This is a genomic window from Pseudomonas sp. B21-035 (genome assembly GCF_024748945.1).
Classification (GTDB): Bacteria; Pseudomonadota; Gammaproteobacteria; order Pseudomonadales; family Pseudomonadaceae; genus Aquipseudomonas.
Window position 1 is genome coordinate 4442892 of the sequence record NZ_CP087179.1, and the last position, 16622, is coordinate 4459513.

The following is a 16622-nucleotide window of genomic DNA, read 5'->3' on the forward strand; positions in this document are numbered from 1 at the left end:
AACTTTCAGGCAAAGCCTTCAGGAACATCCCATGCGCGTATTGTTTTTCAGCAGCCAGACCTACGACCAGGACAGCTTCACCAGCGCGGCACCGGCGCCGGAGATTGAGCTGCACTTTCAACCGGCGCGCCTTACCGAAGACACCGCGCCGCTGGCGGCCGGCCACGAAGTGGTCTGCGCCTTCATCAATGACGACCTTGGCGCTGCGGTACTGGAGCGCCTGGCGGCCGCTGGCACGCGCCTGATCGCCCTGCGCTCGGCCGGCTACAACCACGTCGACCTGGCCGCCGCCAAACGCCTGGGCCTGGCCGTGGTACGGGTGCCGGCCTACTCACCACATGCCGTGGCCGAGCATGCGGTGGCGCTGATCCTGGCGCTCAACCGGCGCCTGCACCGGGCCTACAACCGCACCCGCGAAGGCGACTTCACCTTGCACGGCCTGACCGGCTTCGACCTGCACGGCAAGACCGTCGGCGTGGTCGGTACCGGGCAGATCGGCGCGGCCTTTGCGCGGATCATGGCCGGTTTCGGTTGCCAGTTGCTGGCCTACGACCCCTACCCCAACCCCGAACTGCTGGCGCTCGGTGCGCGCTACCTGAGCCTGCCGCAGCTGCTGCGCCAGGCCCAGGTCATCAGCCTGCACTGCCCGCTGACCGACGACACCCGCCACTTGATCAACGCCCAGAGCCTGGCCGACCTGCAACCCGGGGCCATGCTGATCAATACCGGCCGCGGCGCCCTGGTCGACACGCCGGCGCTGATCGAGGCACTGAAAAGCGGCCAGCTCGGCTACCTGGGCCTGGATGTCTATGAAGAGGAAGCCCAGCTGTTCTTCGAAGACCGCTCCGACCTGCCCTTGCAGGACGACGTGCTGGCGCGGCTGCTGACTTTCCCCAATGTCATCGTCACCGCCCACCAGGCCTTCCTCACCCGTGAAGCGCTGGCGGCCATCGCCGCCACCACCCTGGACAACATAAGCCGCTGGGCGGCAGGCAATCCGCAGAACTTGGTCGAGGGTTGATGCTAGGATACGCGGCAGATTTGGAGGACCCATGGTCGAACACGATTTCCGCTACACCCTGTTTAACCCGCAACACACCCTGATCGAGTGCCGCGCCCTGGTGCCAGGTCGCTATCAAGTGACCGGCAACGGCGGCTCGATCCAGAAGAACGACGTTCTGCTGGTGACCCTCAAGGGCAGCAAGGACTTGTCCATGCGACTGACCGTGGAGTCGGTGCGCCACTTGATCAACCCGACCGGCCAATGGGTCGCGGTAGCCAGCGGCCCGGTGTTCGGCGAACTGGCGATCCACACCTGGGAGGTCAACTGCGACAGCTGCCAGGCCGCCCTGAGCTTCGAATTCGCGGTCGACGCCAAACTGGGTAAAAAAGCCCAGCAACCGGCCGCCAGCGCACGCATCGCCGAGCTTGGCTGGATCAGCCGCGGCGACAAACACCTGTGCCCGAAATGCAAGGAGACGGCCCAGTGAAAACGCTGTTGCTCTCAGCCCTGATCGGCACTGCCCTGCTGGGTTGCGCCGCCGAGCCGATGAAGCTGGAACAGGAACGCAGCTACCTGCTGGAATGGATTGGCGAGCGTCCGCTGATGGACTACAGCCACCTGACCCTGACCCTCGCCGCCGACGGCCGCGCCTATGGCAACGGCGGCTGCAACCACTGGTTCGCGCCGTACCAGCTGGACGGCGACAAGCTGAGCTTCGGCAAGGTCGGCAGTACCCGCAAGCTGTGTGCACCGGCGCTGATGGAGCAGGAAAGACGCTTCCTGCAGGCGCTGGAAACCGTGCAGCGCTGGGATATCTCGCCGATCGAGCAAGTGCGCTTCTGGCCCGCCGAGGGCAAGCCGCTGCGTTTCTGGCCTGAGGAGGGGTGACTTAAGCGGCAAGCCACAAGCTTCAAGCCGCAAGTAAGAGCAGACTGTACGCGCTCTGGCTCTATCTTGCAGCTTGAGCCGTCAGGCGCCTTTCAGCGCCTTGATCTTCTGGTTCAGGCCCTCCAGCGTCTGCTCGCCCAGCAACTGCTCACGCACCTTGCCCTTGTCATCGATGATGTAGGTCACCGGCAAGGCTTCGCTGCGCGGCAATTGGTAACGCTCGGCCGGGTCGCTGGCCAGTACGGTGAAGCCGATACCCAGGGCTTCGCTGGCCTTTTTCAGGTCTTCACCCTGCAGGCCGTCGAAGTTCACCCCCACTACCTGCACGCCCTGCCCCTGCCATTGCTTGGCCGCGGCGTTGAGTTCGGGAATTTCGATACGGCACGGGCCGCACCATTCCGCCCAGTAATTGAGCACCAGCCAGTGCCCTTCAATCTGCTCGGCTTTCACTGCCTGGCCGTGCTGGTCCAGGCCGTAATCTGCACCGCAACCGCCGAGCAACAGGCTCGCGGTGATGGCCAGTGCTGCTGCCAAACGCCTTGTCATGGGTCAATCCTTCTCGAAGATTCAAGCAAAATGCGAAGTCGCTGCGGTTAGAATAGCCGCCACACCCTGCTGGATGCGACCCGAACATGACTGACCTGACCCTCTATCACAATCCGCGCTGCTCCAAATCCCGTGGCGCCCTGGAGCTGCTCGAAGCCCGCGGCCTGGCCCCGACCGTGGTGCGCTACCTGGAAACCCCGCCGACGGCCGGCGAGCTCAAGGCCCTGCTCGGCAAGCTTGGCATCAGTGCCCGCCAGCTTCTGCGCAGCGGTGAAGACGAATACAAGACGCTCAACCTGGCCGATGCCAGCCTCAGCGAGGCGAAGTTGATCGAGGCCATGGTCCAGCACCCGAAGCTGATCGAGCGGCCGATCCTGATTGCCGGCGATAAAGCCGCGATCGGCCGGCCACCAGAGAAGGTGCTGGAGATCCTGCCGTGAGCGCGCCATATATCCTGATCCTGTTCTACAGCCGCCACGGCTCGACCAGCGAGATGGCCCGGCAGATTGCCCGCGGCGTCGAGATGGCCGGCCTTGAGGCACGTATCCGCACGGTACCGGCGATTTCCACCGAGTGCGAAGCCGTCGCCCCGGACATCCCCGACACCGGCGCCCTGTATGCCAGCCTCGACGACCTGCGCCACTGCTCGGGCCTGGCCCTGGGCAGCCCGACGCGCTTTGGCAACATGGCCGCACCGCTCAAGTACTTCATCGACGGCACCAGCAGCCTGTGGCTGAGCGGCGGCCTGGTCGGCAAGCCAGCGGCGGCGTTCACCTCCACCGCCAGCCTGCACGGCGGCCAGGAATCGACCCTGCTGTCGATGCTATTGCCGCTGATGCACCACGGCATGCTGATCATGGGCCTGCCCTACAGCGAGTCGGCATTGCTGGAAACCCGGGGCGGCGGTACGCCTTATGGCGCCAGCCACCATGCTGGCGCCGACGGCAAGCGCGACCTGGATGCCGACGAAATCGCCCTGTGCCGCGCCCTGGGCCAGCGTCTGGCGTCTACCGCCAAACTACTGGAGAACGGCCGTGGCTAAAAAGCCCAAGGTATTGCCGTCGCTCGAATGGCTGGCGCCGCGCCTGCGCCTGACCCGGGCGCTGAGCCTGGCGAGCTTTTTCGGCCTGGTCGCCCTGCTGACCCTGAACAACCTGCTGTTCGCCGACCTTCATGGTGCGCGGGTCGGGGTGATCCTGGCGATCGAGCTGGTGCCGCTGGCCCTGCTGCTGCCAGGCATGCTGCTGGGCAACGCCCGCGCCCATGCCTGGACCTGCTTTGTGGTCAATCTGTACTTCATCAAGGGCGTGCTCGCCGCCTTCGACCCGGCGCGGGCGCTGTTCGGCTGGCTGGAAGTGGCGATCAGCCTGGCGCTGTTCGTCAGTGCCTTGCTGTATGTGCGCTGGCGCTTTCAGTATGAGCGGCGGTTGGCCGGAGAAGGTTCGCACTAGGCGGTGAGTTCATCGCGGGGCAAGTCGGGTCGCCGCACCGCCGCTCCCACAGGGTTTTGCGGGAGTTGGCTTGCCAGCGATGGCGGCACCAGCGATTTCAGTGATTGACGGTGTGCGCCAGCATCACCGACAGCTGGCACAGCGGCCGCCCGCTCTGCGCATGCCACTGGTTGAAGGCTTCCTGCACCAGGGCCAGGTCGCGCTGGCTGGTCGGCGGCTTGTCGATGATGTCCTGGGCGATCAGCGCCGCGGCCATGTCATTGGTGGGGATGAAGGTGTCCTTGCCGCACATGCGCAAGAAACGCGGCGCCGACAGCCCGCCCAGCTGGTTGCCATGCTTGGCCAGGTACTTCCACAGACCGACGATGTCGGTCACCGGCCAGTCGGCAATGAACGCGCCAAAGCTGCCGTGCTGCTTCTCGATGTCGAGGATCATCTGCGCATTGCGCGGCACGCTCTTGAGCTTGCCCAGGTGGCGGATGATGCGCGTGTCCTGCATCAGCCGCTCCAGGTGCTCGGCACCCATCAGCACGACCTTTTGCGGGTCGAAGCCGAAAAACACCTGCTCGAAGGCCGGCCACTTGGCGTCCACCAGGCTGTGCTTCAAGCCGGCGCGAAACACCCGCAGGGCCAGGGTCGACAGGTAGCGGTCGGCGCCGATCTCACGCAACTGCGCGGGGCTTTTCGCCTGAGGCAGGTGCGCTTCGAGGGCGGCGGCCGAGCCGAAGCGGTTCAGGCAATACTCATGCAGCCATTGGTAATCGCGCATGGCCGTCAGATGTTCAGCACGTCGACAAAGCGCGGGGTGGCGGTTTCGTCGATCTTCAGGCTGGTGAAGTCGAACAGGTTGCGGTCAGCCAGCTGCGACGGCACCACGTTCTGCAGGCCACGGAAGATGTTCTCGGTACGCCCCGGGGTCTTGCGCTCCCACTCCACCAGCATGTCCTTGACCACCTGGCGCTGCAGGTTTTCCTGGGAGCCGCAGAGGTTGCACGGGATGATCGGGAATTCCTTCATGTCCGAGTAGGCCTGGATGTCCTTCTCGCTGCAGTAGGCCAGCGGGCGGATTACCACGTTGCGCCCGTCGTCGGCACGCAGCTTGGGCGGCATGGCCTTGAGGGTGCCGTTGAAGAACATGTTGAGGAAGAAGGTCTCGACGATGTCGTCGCGGTGATGCCCCAGGGCCATCTTGGTCGCGCCGATTTCGTCGGCGAAGGTGTACAGGGTGCCACGGCGCAGGCGCGAGCACAGCGAGCAGGTGGTCTTGCCCTCCGGGATCAGTTCCTTGACCACCGAGTAGGTGTCTTTCTCGACGATGTGGTACTCGACACCGAGCGCCTCGAGGTAGGCCGGCAGCACGTGCTCGGGAAAGCCCGGCTGCTTCTGGTCCATGTTCACCGCGACGATGTCGAACTTGATCGGCGCCACTTTCTGCAGGTGCAGCAGAACATCGAGCATGGTGTAGCTGTCTTTGCCGCCGGACAGGCAGACCATGACCTTGTCACCGTCTTCGATCATGTTGAAGTCGGTGATGGCTTCGCCGGCGAGACGACGCAGGCGTTTTTGCAGTTTGTTCTGGTTGACCGAAAGGGTGCCCATAGCGCTTGGAATCCGCGAGGTGTGACAAAAGCCGAGCATTTTACCCTTAAACCGCCAGTGGGCGTAGGCCAATCCGATAAAGACTGCATCGTGATTAAGCACGGCCCTGACAGCGCGATTTGCTCTAAAAAGCCGGCTTTATGCGGCGAACGCCTTCCTATACTGCGACATAAGGCCACACAAAGGTGACCTCCAACCTCTGGCCCAGACTTGGGGCCGCAAGCGCTCCGCTGGGGGGCGATGGCAACAACGAAAGGAGTGACCGGCATGATCCATCACGTTGTTGGGCTATTTACCCATCCCGATCAGGAATGGAAAGAAATACGCGGTGAAGAAGAAAGCATAAGCCACATGTACCTGACCCACACGCTGATCCTCGCCGCGATCCCGGCGGTTTCGGCGTTTATCGGCACCACCCAGGTCGGCTGGGTCATCGGTGATCGCGCGCCGGTCATGCTGACCCAGGAAAGCGCGCTGTGGATGACCATCATGTCCTACCTGGCCATGCTCGGCGGCGTGGCGGTGATGGGCGCGTTCATCCACTGGATGGCCCGCACCTACGATGCCAACCCAAGCCTGGCGCGCTGCATCGCCTTTGCCACCTACACCGCGACGCCCCTGTTCGTCGGCGGCCTGGCGGCGCTGTACCCTCACCTGTGGCTGGGCATGATCGTCGGCACCGCAGCGGTGTGCTACACGGTGTACCTGCTGTATGTCGGCCTGCCGACCTTCATGAACATTCCTTCCGATGAGGGCTTTCTGTTCTCGAGTTCGGTACTGGCGGTAGGGCTGGTGGTGCTGGTCGCCATCATGGCCTTCACCGTGATTGTCTGGGGACTGGGCGTGGGGCCCGTCTACACCAACTGACCTGCATTATTAGAAACAGCAACATAGGTGCACTCACCATCAGGCCGCCGCAAGGCGGCCTGATACTGTGCGCTGACAGGTGGCTCGGCAGCGCCGCCGCGGTTGCGGCATAATTGTCGGCCAGGAGTGTTCCCCGATATGCCCGAACTGCTCAAATCCCGCGTCGAAACCTGTTACCAGCAAGCCGAAACCTTTTTCAAACGGCCCTTCCCGCGCCCCGAAGTCAGCTTCAAGCTGCGCGGCCAGAAGGCCGGCGTCGCGCACCTGCACGAGAACCTGCTGCGCTTCAACCTGCAGCTGTACCGCGAAAACAGCGAAGACTTCCTCAAGCAGACCGTACCCCACGAGGTCGCCCACCTGGTGGCCCACCAACTGTTTGGCGAGCGTATCCAGCCCCATGGCGAGGAATGGCAGCTGATCATGCGCGGCGTGTACGAGCTGCCGCCACACCGCTGCCACAACTACGCGGTCAAGCGCCGCACGGTCACCCGCTACATCTACCGCTGCCCGTGCGCTGGCAGCGACTTCCCGTTCTCGGCGCAACGCCACAGCCTGGTGCGCCAGGGGCGGCGCTACCTGTGCCGGCGCTGTCGCCATACCCTGGTGTATAGCGGCGAGACCCGGGTGGAATAAAGCATCGCGGGGCAAGTCCGCTCCCCCCCATCTGCAGGAGCGGGCTTGCCCCGTGATGAAGCCCCCGCAGACACAAAAAAGCCCATCCGAAGATGGGCTTTTTGCGCTACGCAGCCTGCCGGTTAGCGAGCAGGGCCTTCAGCCACACCGAGGTCATCCATCGGGCGGGTGTCGGTCAGCGGCGAGCCGCCGGACGCCAGCTCGGCGTGCAGCTTGTCTTCGTCCAGTTCCTTGACCCACTTGGCCACGACCACGGTGGCCACAGCGTTGCCGATCAGGTTGGTCAGGGCGCGGGCTTCGGACATGAAGCGGTCGATGCCAAGGATCAGCGCCAGGCCGGCAACCGGCAGGTGGCCAACGGCCGACAGGGTTGCGGCGAGGACGATGAAGCCACTACCGGTAACGCCGGCAGCACCTTTGGAAGCAACCAGCAGCACCAGCAGCAGGGTGATCTGGTGGGTGATGTCCATGGTGGTGTCGGTGGCCTGGGCGATGAACACCGCGGCCATGGTCAGGTAGATCGAGGTGCCGTCGAGGTTGAACGAGTAGCCGGTCGGGATCACCAGGCCAACCACGGATTTCTTCGCGCCCAGACGCTCCATCTTGGTCAGCATGCGTGGCAGCGCCGACTCCGAGGAGGAGGTACCGAGGACGATCATCAGCTCTTCACGGATGTAGCGGATCAGCTTGAGGATGCTGAAACCGTGGGCGCGGGCGATACCGCCGAGCACCACCAGGATGAACAGCACGCAGGTGACGTAGAAGCAGATCATCAGCTGGCCCAGTTGCACCAGCGAACCGACGCCGTACTGGCCGATGGTGAAGGCCATGGCACCGAATGCACCGACCGGCGCCAGCTTCATGATCATGTTGATGATGTTGAACATGACATGGGCGAAGCGGTCGATCAGGTCCAGCAGCGGCTTGCCGTAGGCACCCAGGCGATGCAGGGCGAAGCCGAAGATCACCGAGAACATCAGCACTTGCAGGATGTCGCCGTTGGCGAAGGCGCCGACCACGGTGTTGGGGATGATGTTGAGCAGGAAGCCGACGGTGGTCTGCTGCGCGCCGGCGGCGGCGTAAGCGGCCACGCTGCTGGCGTTGAGGGTGCTGACATCGATGTGCATGCCGGCGCCAGGCTTGACCACGTTGACCACCACCAGGCCGATGATCAGGGCGATGGTCGAGACAATTTCGAAGTAGAGCAGCGCGTAGCCACCGGTCTTGCCGACCGATTTCATGTTCTGCATGCCGGCGATGCCGCTGACCACGGTACAGAAGATGATCGGGGCGATGACCATTTTGATCAGTTTGACGAACCCGTCACCCAGTGGCTTCAGGGCCACGCCGGTTTCAGGGTAGTAATGGCCCAGCAGGATACCGATGGTGATCGCTACTAACACCTGGATATACAGCGATTTGTACAGTGGCTGACGCGTCGTCATGGCTAATTCCTCAAGGGTACCGGCTCATCCTTCCCAGGATGCGGGGTACCTAAAGCGCGAACCCTCCTGCACTGGAGGGATTTGTTGTGTCGAGCTGCCTGGCAGAACTCTGATGAGTCCATAGCAAGCCCGATGCCAAAATGCGCTTTAACGGTGCAAGCCCCGGTTTTACGGGGCTGCGATGCACAAAGAGGTTGCAGGTCGAGGGGCTGGGGTTGGCGGATTTCCGCACGCCACGCAAAGGTTTGTGACAATGATGGCGGTAATCCGCCTAGGTATTTCGCTCCAGCTCAAAACGGATGCGAAAGGCCGCACCGCCCAGCGGCGAGTCATCGAGGGTCAGGGTGGCGTCGTAGCTTTCGATGATGTCCTTGACCACCGCCAGGCCAATGCCCTGCCCCGGGTTCTGCCGGTCGAGGCGCTCGCCACGCTGGAGGATGCGTTCGCGCTGGTCGGGCGGCACGCCCGGGCCGTCGTCCTCGATGCACAGCACCACCTGTGCCTCATTGGCCTGCAGGCTGATGCGAACCTGGCCCAGGCACAGGCGGTAGGCGTTCTCCAGCAGGTTGCCGAGCAACTCGAGCAAGGCGCCCTGCTCCATGGGCACCATGGCGTTGGCCGGCACGTCCACGCTGATGTGCACATGTTTGTCGCGGTAGACCTTGGCCAGGGTGCTGCACAGGCTGTCGAGCAATGGTCGCAACTGCACCTGGTGGCGCACCAGGCCGCTCTTGCGCAGGCTGGCGCGCTGCAACTGGTAGTCGATCTGCTGGCTCATGCGCTCGATCTGGCTTTGCAGCACCCGCGCCTGCTCACGGTCTTCGCGGCGCTGGGCCATGCTCTCACTGACGCCCTGGAGCACGGTCAACGGGGTTTTCAGGCTGTGGGCCAGGTCGCCGAGCGAATCCCGATAGCGCCGGCGCTGCTCGCGTTCGCTGCGCAGCAGGCGGTTGAGCGAGTCGGTCAGGCGCAGCAACTCCCGCGGGTGCTCACCGCTCAGGCCTTCGCGGGCACCGGATTCGACATCATCAAGCTCGCGGCTCATCTGCCGCAGCGAACGCAGGCCCCAGGTCAGGCCGGCCCAGAGCAGCACCAGCAACGCCAGCAACGCCGCGCCAAAGCCCAGGTAGAGTTTTTCGCGCAGCCCGTCGAGGGTGTGCTGGTATTCACGCACCGGTTGCAGGGCGACGATGCTGAAGGCGGCGGTCTTGCCGCCAAGCAGCTTGACCTCGACGTCGTAGACGAAGAACTCCTCGCCGTTGTCCTGGCGAATCCGCGCAAATTCGTTGCCGCGCCCGTCGTAGCGCGGGGTGTAGTTGATGTTCTCATCCGCCGTGGCCCGTGAGCGCCACACCAGGTTGCCCTGGCGGTCGTAGATGTAGCCGAGCAGGCGGCTGTCGGGCAGGTTGAATTTCTCGTCGGGTAACAGCACCGGCATCTGCAGGTTGCCTTTCTCGATGCGCGCGGCGGAAATCAAGGTAGTGACGTCCGAGGCCAGGCGCTGCTCGATCGATTCCTGCAAGGCCAGGCTGAAGGCCTTCTGCAAGGCCGGCAGCAAGCCGAGCATGAACAGCAGCGCCAGCACCGCAGCCGCCAGCATCAAGCGCAGTCGTAACGAACGGATCATCGGCAACGCTCGGTGAACAGATAACCCAGGCCGCGGACGGTATCGATCGGCTTGAAGCCGTTGCTGCCCTCAAGCTTGCGCCGCAGGCGGCCGACCAGCACCTCTATGACATTCGGGTCGCGCTCATCATCGTCCGGGTACAGCTGCTCCATCAGGCGGTCCTTGGCCACCACCTGCTGGTGATGACGCATCAGGTACTCGAGGATGCGGTATTCATAAGCGGTCAGCGCCAGGGGTTGTTCGTCGAGGGTTGCCTGTTTGCGATTGAGGTCGAGCACCAGGGGACCGGCAGCGATGGTCGACTGGGTAAAGCCGCTGGAGCGGCGCAGCAAGGCGTTGAGACGGGCTTCGAGTTCTTCGAACTGAAAGGGTTTGACCACATAGTCGTCGGCGCCGGCGGCCAGGCCTTCGACCTTGTCCTGCCAGTTACCACGGGCGGTGAGGATCAGGATCGGGAAACTCTTGCCCTGGGAACGCAATTGGCGGATCAGGTCGAGCCCGCTCATGCCCGGCAGGCCCAGGTCGATCACCGCCAGGTCATGGTTGAACTGCTCGGCCTGGTACAGGGCCTCCTCGGCATCGGCCACCGCTTCGACCACATGCCCGCTTTCCGTCAAGCGGCTGTACAAGTGATGACGCAAGAGTGCCTCATCCTCGACCACCAGCAGTTTCATACGCTCCTCCAGACCCGTGCCGGCCTTCATTGGCCAGTCAATTTTGTAGACGAATGCAGAATAACAGCGAACCGGCCGTGCGCATGCAGGCCGGTTCGGACATCGCCAGGCGACTTAGAACGCGTAGTTGGCCGACAGGTAGGTCTGGGCGCTGCTGTTCAGGCGCAGGCTGCCGACTTTCGGACCGTCATGCTCGGACAACTCGGTGCTGGCGTTGCTGCGCAGGTAACGGTAGCCCAGTTCCACCGAGGCATTGTCGCTGACTTGCTGCAGCACGCCGGCTTGCAGGCCGATGGCGTAACCGGTGTCGGTGTCGCGGCTGTAGCCGGAGGATTCCATGCTCATCTTGGTCAGGCCGGCGCTGGCGCCACCGAACAGCTTGGTGGTGTTGCCCAGCGGGTAGAACATGTCGTAGCTGCCCAGGAGGTTTTCCTGGCGTACTTTCAGGCCGCTGTGGTCGTTGGAGACGTTGTCGTAGGTCAGGTAGTAGCGGCCCTGGTCGTTCATCTGGCCGACGCGGATGCCGTAGGTGCTGTCCTTGCTGATGATGCCGTCGGTGTTCAGGTGATCGGTGTTGCGGGTCAACAGGCCGGACTTTTTCATCTTGTCGCTGGTCTGACCATAAGTGACGCCGGCGAAGGTGGTGTCAGCGGCCTGGGCGGCGGCGCTGGCGCCAAGGAAAGCAACGGTGAGCAGCAGGGTGTTGAGCTTTTTCATCGTGTGGTACTCCAGGTGATGCACTGTGTTGGTGTGGAAGCTAGAGTAAGCAAGCCCTCCTGAACCGCCGCTGAACCCTGGCTGAACCTCGGCTGAACAGCTGCACTGAGAGCAAAACCGACTGCAATCAAGGAGTACGACCATGCGTTGTCTGCTCGCTCTGGCCCTGATCGGTGCCGCCAGCCTGGCCCAGGCGGCGGTGCAAACCCGTGAGATTCCCTACCAGGATGCCGATGGCAAGCGCCTGGTCGGCTATTACGCCTACGACGACGCCGCCGAGGGCAAACGCCCGGGCGTGGTGGTGGTGCATGAATGGTGGGGGCTCAACGACTATGCCAAGCGCCGCGCCCGCGACCTTGCCGGGCTTGGCTACAGCGCCCTGGCCATCGACATGTATGGCGACGGCAAGCACACCGAGCACCCGGCCGATGCCCAGGCGTTCATGGCTGCCGCGCTGAAAGACCCGAGCGCGGCAGCCGAGCGCTTCGATGCCGGGGTTGAACTGCTCAAGCTTCAGCCACAGACCGATAAAGAGCAGATCGCCGCCATCGGCTACTGTTTCGGCGGCAAGGTGGTGCTCGACGCCGCGCGCCGTGGTGAAGCGCTGGCCGGGGTGGCCAGCTTCCATGGTGCGCTGGTCACCAACACGCCGGCGACAGCGGGCAGCGTCAAGGCCAAAGTGCTGGTAGAGCATGGCGCCAGCGACAGCATGGTGACCGCGGAGCAGGTGGAGAAATTCAAGGAAGAAATGGACGCAGCCGGGGCGACCTATGAGTTCGTCAGCATTCCCGGGGCCAAGCACGGCTTTACCAACCCCGATGCCGACCGCCTCAGCCATGGCGAGCATGGCGGGCCGGATATTGGCTACAACAAGGCGGCGGATGAAAGCTCGTGGGCGGACTTGCAGGCGTTCTTCAAGAAGATCTTCACTAAAGGTTGACCCCCGGCAAGCCCGCGCCTATACCGTGACACGTTGGCAGCAGCCACGGCACAATACCGGCCATGAACCGACTGCCCACCTGCTGCGCCCCGCTCCTGCACCACTGGCCCCTGCCGCGTCCGGTCCCCGGCGCGATCCTGGTCAGTTGCCCGTTCGACCCCGCCCTGCTTGCCAGCGACGACTTCGCTCGCGCCGGTATCGAGCAAACCGCCAGCCTGCAACGCTCGGTGGCCAAGCGCCAGGCCGAGTACCTGGCCGGCCGGGTGTGTGCCCGCGCCGCCTTGATGCAGCTCGATGGCCGCGACTATGTCCCCGGCACCGATGAAGACCGCGCGCCGATCTGGCCGGCCGGCATCTGCGGCTCGATCACCCACGGCAAAGGCTGGGCCGCCGCCGTGGTGGCGCGCAGCAGCGATTGCCAGGGCCTGGGCCTGGACCAGGAATGCCTGCTCAGCGACGAGCGCGCCGAACGCCTGGCCCGGGAGATTCTCACTGACGCCGAACTGCAGCGTATGGACCCCAGCCAGGTGGGCCTGACCGTGACCCTGACCTTCTCGCTGAAAGAAAGCCTGTTCAAGGCGCTCTACCCGATCGTCAAGCAGCGCTTCTATTTCGAGCATGCCGAAGTGCTGGAGTGGTCCGCAGACGGCCATGCGCGCCTGCGCCTGCTGACCGACCTGTCGGCGCACTGGCACCACGGCCGGGAGCTTGAGGGGCAGTTCTGCCTGCAGGATGACCAGCTGTTGAGCCTGGTCAGCGTCTGAGTTTCAGGGCAGCAACGGGCAATGCTCGCAATGCCCGACCCAGTCGACCTTGTAACTCAGGCAGCAGGTGCGGCGCCGACGCCGTCCTCGAGCATCCTGGCTGACGGCGGCATACAAAGGGCTGCCGGGCGTTGACAGCAGCACCTGCAAGCCTGAGCTGTCGCCACTGCCTTGCAGCAGTTGATCCAGGCAATCACCGGCATTGCCCCACAACACCGCCGTTGCCAGCGCGCCCCGCTCGGCCAGGCGCGCAACCAGCGGTTGCAGATGCTCAGCCAGCAAGTCCTGGCAGGGGGCGCCGTCGGCGATCAGCGCAAGCGGCAAGCCGCGCTCATCCAGCAGCAGCGATGTCTGGCTGAAAGCCGCCAGGCTTGCACCCTCGCGCAACGTCCGCCAGAGCAGCGCGAAATAGTACTTGGACCACTGCGAGACCAGCACCGGCCGCTGCGCTGGCATCAGTTCGGGGCCATACAATGCCAGCAGCAAGGCATCGAAGCGGGTTTCGTCGAGCAACGCCTGCAGGGTGATCGGCGAACTCATGCGCCGTCCTGGTTGCGCGGCCAGTTGAGGCTGAAGCAGGCGCCGCCCAGGCGCTCGCTGCGCCCCACAGACGCCCGCCCGCCATGCCAGTAAATGATCCGCCGCACGATAGACAAGCCCAGGCCATGCCCGCCAGAGGCACGCGTGCGGCTGTCGTCGAGGCGGGTAAAGGGGGTGAAGATGCGCTCCCAGACGCTTTCCGGCACGCCGGGGCCATCGTCCTCGACATCGATCCGGCACCGTTGCAGGCCCAGCTGATAGCTGAGGCTGACCTGTGATTCGGCGTGGCGCATGGCATTGCTGACCAGGTTCTGCAGCGCCCGGTGCAGGTAGCGCGGCTCGGCCTCGACCCACGGCCCCTGCCCGTCCGGGCCCTTTTCGCCGCCCTGGCAGGGACCGCGCAGCACCCGCACCTCGCGGCGCAGCGGCGCCAGCTCGGCGATCACCTGGTCGAGCAAGGCATCCAGGTCGACGCGCTGGAAATGCAGGGCCGGCGCGCCCTGCTCCAGGCGCGCGTAGGTGAGCATCTCATCGACCAGCTTGTCGAGGTCCTGGATATCGCCGTCCATGCCGGTCAGGTACTTGTCCCGGGCCTGGTCACTACTGGCGCTGGCGATCATCTCCAGGCCAAAGCGCAAGCGCGCAACCGGCGTGCGCAGCTCGTGAGACACCGCCCGCACCAGCTCGCGCTGGATGGTCAGCGAGCGCTGCAGGTGTTCGGCCATGCCATTGAACGCTGCGGCCAGGCGCCCGACCGAGTCGGCGTCGTCGGCCGCCACGCGGGTTTCCAGGCTGCCCTGGGCGATCAGCGTTGCCGCGGCCTCAAGCCCCGACAGGCGCCGCTCCAGCTGGCGCACCAACAGGTAGACGATCAGGCCGATCAGGCACAGGCCCAGCACCGCAATCAGTACCAGCAACTGCGGCGGATAGGGGTTCATCTGGTACAGCGGGCCGATTTCCAGTACCCAGGGCGTGCCGACCAAGCCGGCGAACACGCGGATCGAGTCACCGTCCTTGCCCAGGGCCATCACCGTGTCGCCTTCATCGATGCGCCGGCGCTGGTCTTCGTCCATGTCGGTCTGATTGACCCGCTGCAGGCGCAGGTCGAAGCCAAAACCCTTGCTCTGCTTGAGGGCGGCCAGGCGCTGGGGCTGCTCGGCCACCGGGTAGCGCACCAGTTCATCGGCGAGCAGATAAATAGTGGCGCGGGCCAGTTGCTCGCTGATCTGCTGCACTTCACCGACCAGCAGCAAATCCTGATCACCGACCTGGCGCAGCACCTTGGCCGCGTGCGGGCCGGTCTTCTCGACCAGTACCTGCCCACGCTGCAAGCCGCTGCGCTGGCTACCGTCCAGCGCAGTACTGCTCAGCGCCTGCAACTCCAGGGGAATCCCCAGCAGGCGCTCCCAGATCAACAGCGCGCGCTTGCGCTCGACAGCATCCAGCGGCGCCAGGTTGTCAGCCATCAGGGTAAAGGTGCCGTGGGCCAGGCGTTCGCGGTACTGGCCGGCGCGCACCTCGTTGAGCAGGTGCAGGCTGAGCACGCCAAGCACCGCCACCAGCACCAGGGCGGCGAGCATGCCGCCATAGATGCGCAAAAAGATCGAGTTCATGGCACCTGGCCCATGGCTTGGGCCGCTTCACGAACGAACAGGTAGCCTTTGCTGCGGATGGTCTTGATCATCCGTGGGTGCTCCGGGTCGTCGCCTATTTTCGGGCGGATGCGCGAAATACGCACATCAATGGAGCGGTCCTGGCCGTCATAGCCGACGCCGCGCAGGGAGGTGAAGATCTCCTCGCGCGACAAGGTGCGCCCGGCGTTGCTTACCAGCAGCCATAAAAGGTCGAACTCGGCGCTGGTCAGTTCGATGCCGCTGTCGTACAGCCAGGCCTCGCGCAAGGTGTTATCGACCCGCAACGGGCCGAACTGCAAAGCTTGCGGTACTTGCGGCTCGGCCGCAGCCTCGCTGCGCCGCAGCAGGGCGTTGATACGCGCCAGCAGCAAGCGCGGGCGCACCGGTTTGCACACGTAGTCGTCGGCGCCCAGGTCCAGGCCCTGGACCTGGTCGAGGTCGTCGCTGCGCGCGGTGAGCATCAGGATCGGCCCGGGGTACTGCTTGCGCACCTTGCGGCAGATACTCAGGCCGTCCTCGCCAGGCAGCATCAGGTCGAGGATCACCAGGTCGGGCTGCTCGGCGATGATTCGCGCCGCCGCCCGGGCGCCATCGCCCTCCACGTCCACGACAAAGCCATTGGCCTGCAGGTATTCACGGGTCAGGTCAGCCAGCCGCTGGTCATCCTCGACGATCAATACCCGACTGCTCTGCTCCACGGCTCACCTCAACAGCTTGTTGTTATAAAGAGTGCCCAGATCACCAAAAGGCAACATTGGCCCCGGATACTACGTCGGGTACCGGCGCCTGCCAACCGCCGTTACCCGCAGTAAAAAACCAGTGGGCAAGGCGCTCGGACAAGCCGATTTTTTGTGATAGGGTTCGCGCCCGCAAAATCCGCCTGCGACCCTTTGCCCCGCGAAAAAATCGGTGACGGGCGGTCATTGCGCGCTAAGACGCGGCCTACAAGGGGTTGAGTGAAATCACTCACAAAATACGCACAAGTTATCCACAGACCGCGACCTTGCATTACCCCCAAGACCGCATTATCTTGTATCCCAAGCGAAACAAAACACTACATCTTGGGGTTTCCTGAAAATCCCAAGCACAAGTCAAGCAGAGAACTCAAGCCCTCAACGGCTAGATTTTTTGCTGGAACTTTAGAAGAGATCAGCAGCCAAACCGCTCCTGCGCAGGCTTCCGTTGCAAACCCTTGGAGGGTGTTGTTTCGGGTACGGGTGTTGCAAGCCATCGGCACACCCGACAGCAACAGTTTTGAGTCGTAGATTCAAGACCTTTGACTTCGGCCAGGGAG

The 16622-nt window shown here is 63.9% G+C and carries 20 protein-coding genes; 10 read left to right on the forward strand and 10 right to left on the reverse strand.

Annotated features, from left to right (window positions below; all coding sequences use genetic code 11):
- Positions 1-31: 31 nt before the first annotated feature.
- From LOY22_RS20245 to LOY22_RS20255, 3 genes are read left to right on the forward strand one after another with little or no spacing between them, the layout of a single operon-like run.
- The gene (locus tag LOY22_RS20245) at positions 32-1021 is read left to right on the forward strand and encodes a 2-hydroxyacid dehydrogenase (protein ID WP_213603472.1); all 990 of its coding nucleotides are present in this window, start codon (positions 32-34) and stop codon (positions 1019-1021) included.
- A gap of 31 nt (positions 1022-1052) precedes the next feature.
- A complete protein-coding gene (locus tag LOY22_RS20250) occupies positions 1053-1490 on the forward strand; it encodes a hypothetical protein (protein WP_045195583.1) in 438 nt (145 codons plus the stop codon).
- Complete coding sequence (locus LOY22_RS20255) at positions 1487-1891, forward strand: META domain-containing protein (RefSeq protein ID WP_371128638.1); 405 nt, start codon at positions 1487-1489, stop codon at positions 1889-1891. Before LOY22_RS20250 ends, LOY22_RS20255 begins: the two co-directional genes overlap by 4 nt.
- Before the next feature lie 81 nt (positions 1892-1972).
- On the opposite strand, the gene LOY22_RS20260 is transcribed toward LOY22_RS20255, so the two are convergent.
- Complete coding sequence (locus LOY22_RS20260) at positions 1973-2437, reverse strand: TlpA disulfide reductase family protein (protein ID WP_093380276.1); 465 nt, start codon at positions 2435-2437, stop codon at positions 1973-1975.
- Positions 2438-2523: 86 nt separating this feature from the next.
- Here LOY22_RS20260 and arsC point away from each other — a divergent pair, with 86 nt between their 5' ends.
- Genes arsC through LOY22_RS20275 form a run of 3 tightly spaced genes read left to right on the forward strand, consistent with a single transcriptional unit; the run spans position 2524 to position 3888 of the window.
- A complete protein-coding gene (gene arsC / locus LOY22_RS20265) occupies positions 2524-2877 on the forward strand; it encodes an arsenate reductase (glutaredoxin) (protein ID WP_258594593.1) in 354 nt (117 codons plus the stop codon).
- A complete protein-coding gene (wrbA, locus tag LOY22_RS20270; RefSeq protein WP_093380271.1) occupies positions 2874-3479 on the forward strand; it encodes an NAD(P)H:quinone oxidoreductase in 606 nt (201 codons plus the stop codon). The genes arsC and wrbA overlap by 4 nt, the downstream gene beginning before the upstream one ends.
- Positions 3472-3888, forward strand: a complete 417-nt coding sequence (locus LOY22_RS20275; protein WP_093380269.1) for a DUF2069 domain-containing protein — start codon at positions 3472-3474, stop codon at positions 3886-3888. Before wrbA ends, LOY22_RS20275 begins: the two co-directional genes overlap by 8 nt.
- 97 nt (positions 3889-3985) lie before the next feature.
- On the opposite strand, the gene LOY22_RS20280 is transcribed toward LOY22_RS20275, so the two are convergent.
- Positions 3986-4657 (reverse strand): DNA-3-methyladenine glycosylase I, encoded by a 672-nt coding sequence (locus tag LOY22_RS20280; protein WP_093380267.1) that lies wholly within the window; start codon positions 4655-4657, stop codon positions 3986-3988.
- A gap of 5 nt (positions 4658-4662) precedes the next feature.
- Complete coding sequence (ttcA, locus tag LOY22_RS20285; protein WP_038993896.1) at positions 4663-5487, reverse strand: tRNA 2-thiocytidine(32) synthetase TtcA; 825 nt, start codon at positions 5485-5487, stop codon at positions 4663-4665.
- 267 nt (positions 5488-5754) lie between these two features.
- Between ttcA and LOY22_RS20290 the strand changes: the two genes are divergently transcribed.
- Positions 5755-6354, forward strand: a complete 600-nt coding sequence (locus LOY22_RS20290) for a Yip1 family protein (RefSeq protein WP_093380265.1) — start codon at positions 5755-5757, stop codon at positions 6352-6354.
- A gap of 138 nt (positions 6355-6492) precedes the next feature.
- Positions 6493-6987: a SprT family zinc-dependent metalloprotease gene (locus LOY22_RS20295; RefSeq protein ID WP_045195598.1), complete on the forward strand. Its 495-nt coding sequence runs from the start codon at positions 6493-6495 to the stop codon at positions 6985-6987.
- Positions 6988-7109: 122 nt separating this feature from the next.
- Here LOY22_RS20295 and LOY22_RS20300 read toward each other — a convergent pair whose 3' ends face one another.
- The 4 genes from LOY22_RS20300 to LOY22_RS20315 form a co-directional block, all read right to left on the reverse strand.
- A complete protein-coding gene (locus tag LOY22_RS20300; RefSeq protein WP_045195599.1) occupies positions 7110-8432 on the reverse strand; it encodes a dicarboxylate/amino acid:cation symporter in 1323 nt (440 codons plus the stop codon).
- 271 nt (positions 8433-8703) lie between these two features.
- Complete coding sequence (locus LOY22_RS20305; protein WP_093380262.1) at positions 8704-10059, reverse strand: ATP-binding protein; 1356 nt, start codon at positions 10057-10059, stop codon at positions 8704-8706.
- Entirely contained in the window at positions 10056-10733 is a 678-nt protein-coding gene (locus LOY22_RS20310; protein WP_045195602.1) for a response regulator, read from the reverse strand. The genes LOY22_RS20305 and LOY22_RS20310 overlap by 4 nt, the downstream gene beginning before the upstream one ends.
- 114 nt (positions 10734-10847) lie before the next feature.
- On the reverse strand, positions 10848-11450 hold the full coding sequence (locus LOY22_RS20315; protein WP_045195603.1) for an outer membrane protein: 603 nt from the start codon (positions 11448-11450) through the stop codon (positions 10848-10850).
- A 142-nt stretch (positions 11451-11592) separates the two neighbouring features.
- Between LOY22_RS20315 and LOY22_RS20320 the strand changes: the two genes are divergently transcribed.
- Both LOY22_RS20320 and LOY22_RS20325 read left to right on the forward strand, forming a co-directional pair.
- Positions 11593-12390: a dienelactone hydrolase family protein gene (locus LOY22_RS20320; RefSeq protein ID WP_093380259.1), complete on the forward strand. Its 798-nt coding sequence runs from the start codon at positions 11593-11595 to the stop codon at positions 12388-12390.
- Positions 12391-12452: 62 nt separating this feature from the next.
- The gene (locus LOY22_RS20325; RefSeq protein WP_258594596.1) at positions 12453-13154 is read left to right on the forward strand and encodes a 4'-phosphopantetheinyl transferase; all 702 of its coding nucleotides are present in this window, start codon (positions 12453-12455) and stop codon (positions 13152-13154) included.
- 3 nt (positions 13155-13157) lie between these two features.
- Here LOY22_RS20325 and fhuF read toward each other — a convergent pair whose 3' ends face one another.
- Genes fhuF through LOY22_RS20340 form a run of 3 tightly spaced genes read right to left on the reverse strand, consistent with a single transcriptional unit; the run spans position 13158 to position 16026 of the window.
- The gene (fhuF, locus tag LOY22_RS20330; RefSeq protein ID WP_258594598.1) at positions 13158-13694 is read right to left on the reverse strand and encodes a siderophore-iron reductase FhuF; all 537 of its coding nucleotides are present in this window, start codon (positions 13692-13694) and stop codon (positions 13158-13160) included.
- Complete coding sequence (locus LOY22_RS20335) at positions 13691-15307, reverse strand: ATP-binding protein (protein WP_093380250.1); 1617 nt, start codon at positions 15305-15307, stop codon at positions 13691-13693. Before LOY22_RS20335 ends, fhuF begins: the two co-directional genes overlap by 4 nt.
- Positions 15304-16026 (reverse strand): response regulator transcription factor, encoded by a 723-nt coding sequence (locus LOY22_RS20340; protein ID WP_045195610.1) that lies wholly within the window; start codon positions 16024-16026, stop codon positions 15304-15306. The genes LOY22_RS20335 and LOY22_RS20340 overlap by 4 nt, the downstream gene beginning before the upstream one ends.
- Between the last annotated feature and the right edge of the window lie 596 nt (positions 16027-16622).

What these genes read in the sequence shown, in the direction of transcription:
- LOY22_RS20290 (WP_093380265.1), top strand. Translation starts at nt 5,755, where the DNA reads ATGATCCATCACGTTGTTGGGCTATTTACCCATCCCGATCAGGAATGG.
- LOY22_RS20310 (WP_045195602.1), bottom strand. Translation starts at nt 10,733, where the DNA reads ATGAAACTGCTGGTGGTCGAGGATGAGGCACTCTTGCGTCATCACTTG.
- arsC (WP_258594593.1), top strand. Translation starts at nt 2,524, where the DNA reads ATGACTGACCTGACCCTCTATCACAATCCGCGCTGCTCCAAATCCCGT.
- LOY22_RS20250 (WP_045195583.1), top strand. Translation starts at nt 1,053, where the DNA reads ATGGTCGAACACGATTTCCGCTACACCCTGTTTAACCCGCAACACACC.
- LOY22_RS20300 (WP_045195599.1), bottom strand. Translation starts at nt 8,432, where the DNA reads ATGACGACGCGTCAGCCACTGTACAAATCGCTGTATATCCAGGTGTTA.
- LOY22_RS20325 (WP_258594596.1), top strand. Translation starts at nt 12,453, where the DNA reads ATGAACCGACTGCCCACCTGCTGCGCCCCGCTCCTGCACCACTGGCCC.
- LOY22_RS20245 (WP_213603472.1), top strand. Translation starts at nt 32, where the DNA reads ATGCGCGTATTGTTTTTCAGCAGCCAGACCTACGACCAGGACAGCTTC.
- LOY22_RS20335 (WP_093380250.1), bottom strand. Translation starts at nt 15,307, where the DNA reads ATGAACTCGATCTTTTTGCGCATCTATGGCGGCATGCTCGCCGCCCTG.
- LOY22_RS20260 (WP_093380276.1), bottom strand. Translation starts at nt 2,437, where the DNA reads ATGACAAGGCGTTTGGCAGCAGCACTGGCCATCACCGCGAGCCTGTTG.
- LOY22_RS20295 (WP_045195598.1), top strand. Translation starts at nt 6,493, where the DNA reads ATGCCCGAACTGCTCAAATCCCGCGTCGAAACCTGTTACCAGCAAGCC.
- LOY22_RS20305 (WP_093380262.1), bottom strand. Translation starts at nt 10,059, where the DNA reads ATGATCCGTTCGTTACGACTGCGCTTGATGCTGGCGGCTGCGGTGCTG.
- fhuF (WP_258594598.1), bottom strand. Translation starts at nt 13,694, where the DNA reads ATGAGTTCGCCGATCACCCTGCAGGCGTTGCTCGACGAAACCCGCTTC.
- LOY22_RS20320 (WP_093380259.1), top strand. Translation starts at nt 11,593, where the DNA reads ATGCGTTGTCTGCTCGCTCTGGCCCTGATCGGTGCCGCCAGCCTGGCC.
- LOY22_RS20280 (WP_093380267.1), bottom strand. Translation starts at nt 4,657, where the DNA reads ATGCGCGATTACCAATGGCTGCATGAGTATTGCCTGAACCGCTTCGGC.
- ttcA (WP_038993896.1), bottom strand. Translation starts at nt 5,487, where the DNA reads ATGGGCACCCTTTCGGTCAACCAGAACAAACTGCAAAAACGCCTGCGT.
- LOY22_RS20315 (WP_045195603.1), bottom strand. Translation starts at nt 11,450, where the DNA reads ATGAAAAAGCTCAACACCCTGCTGCTCACCGTTGCTTTCCTTGGCGCC.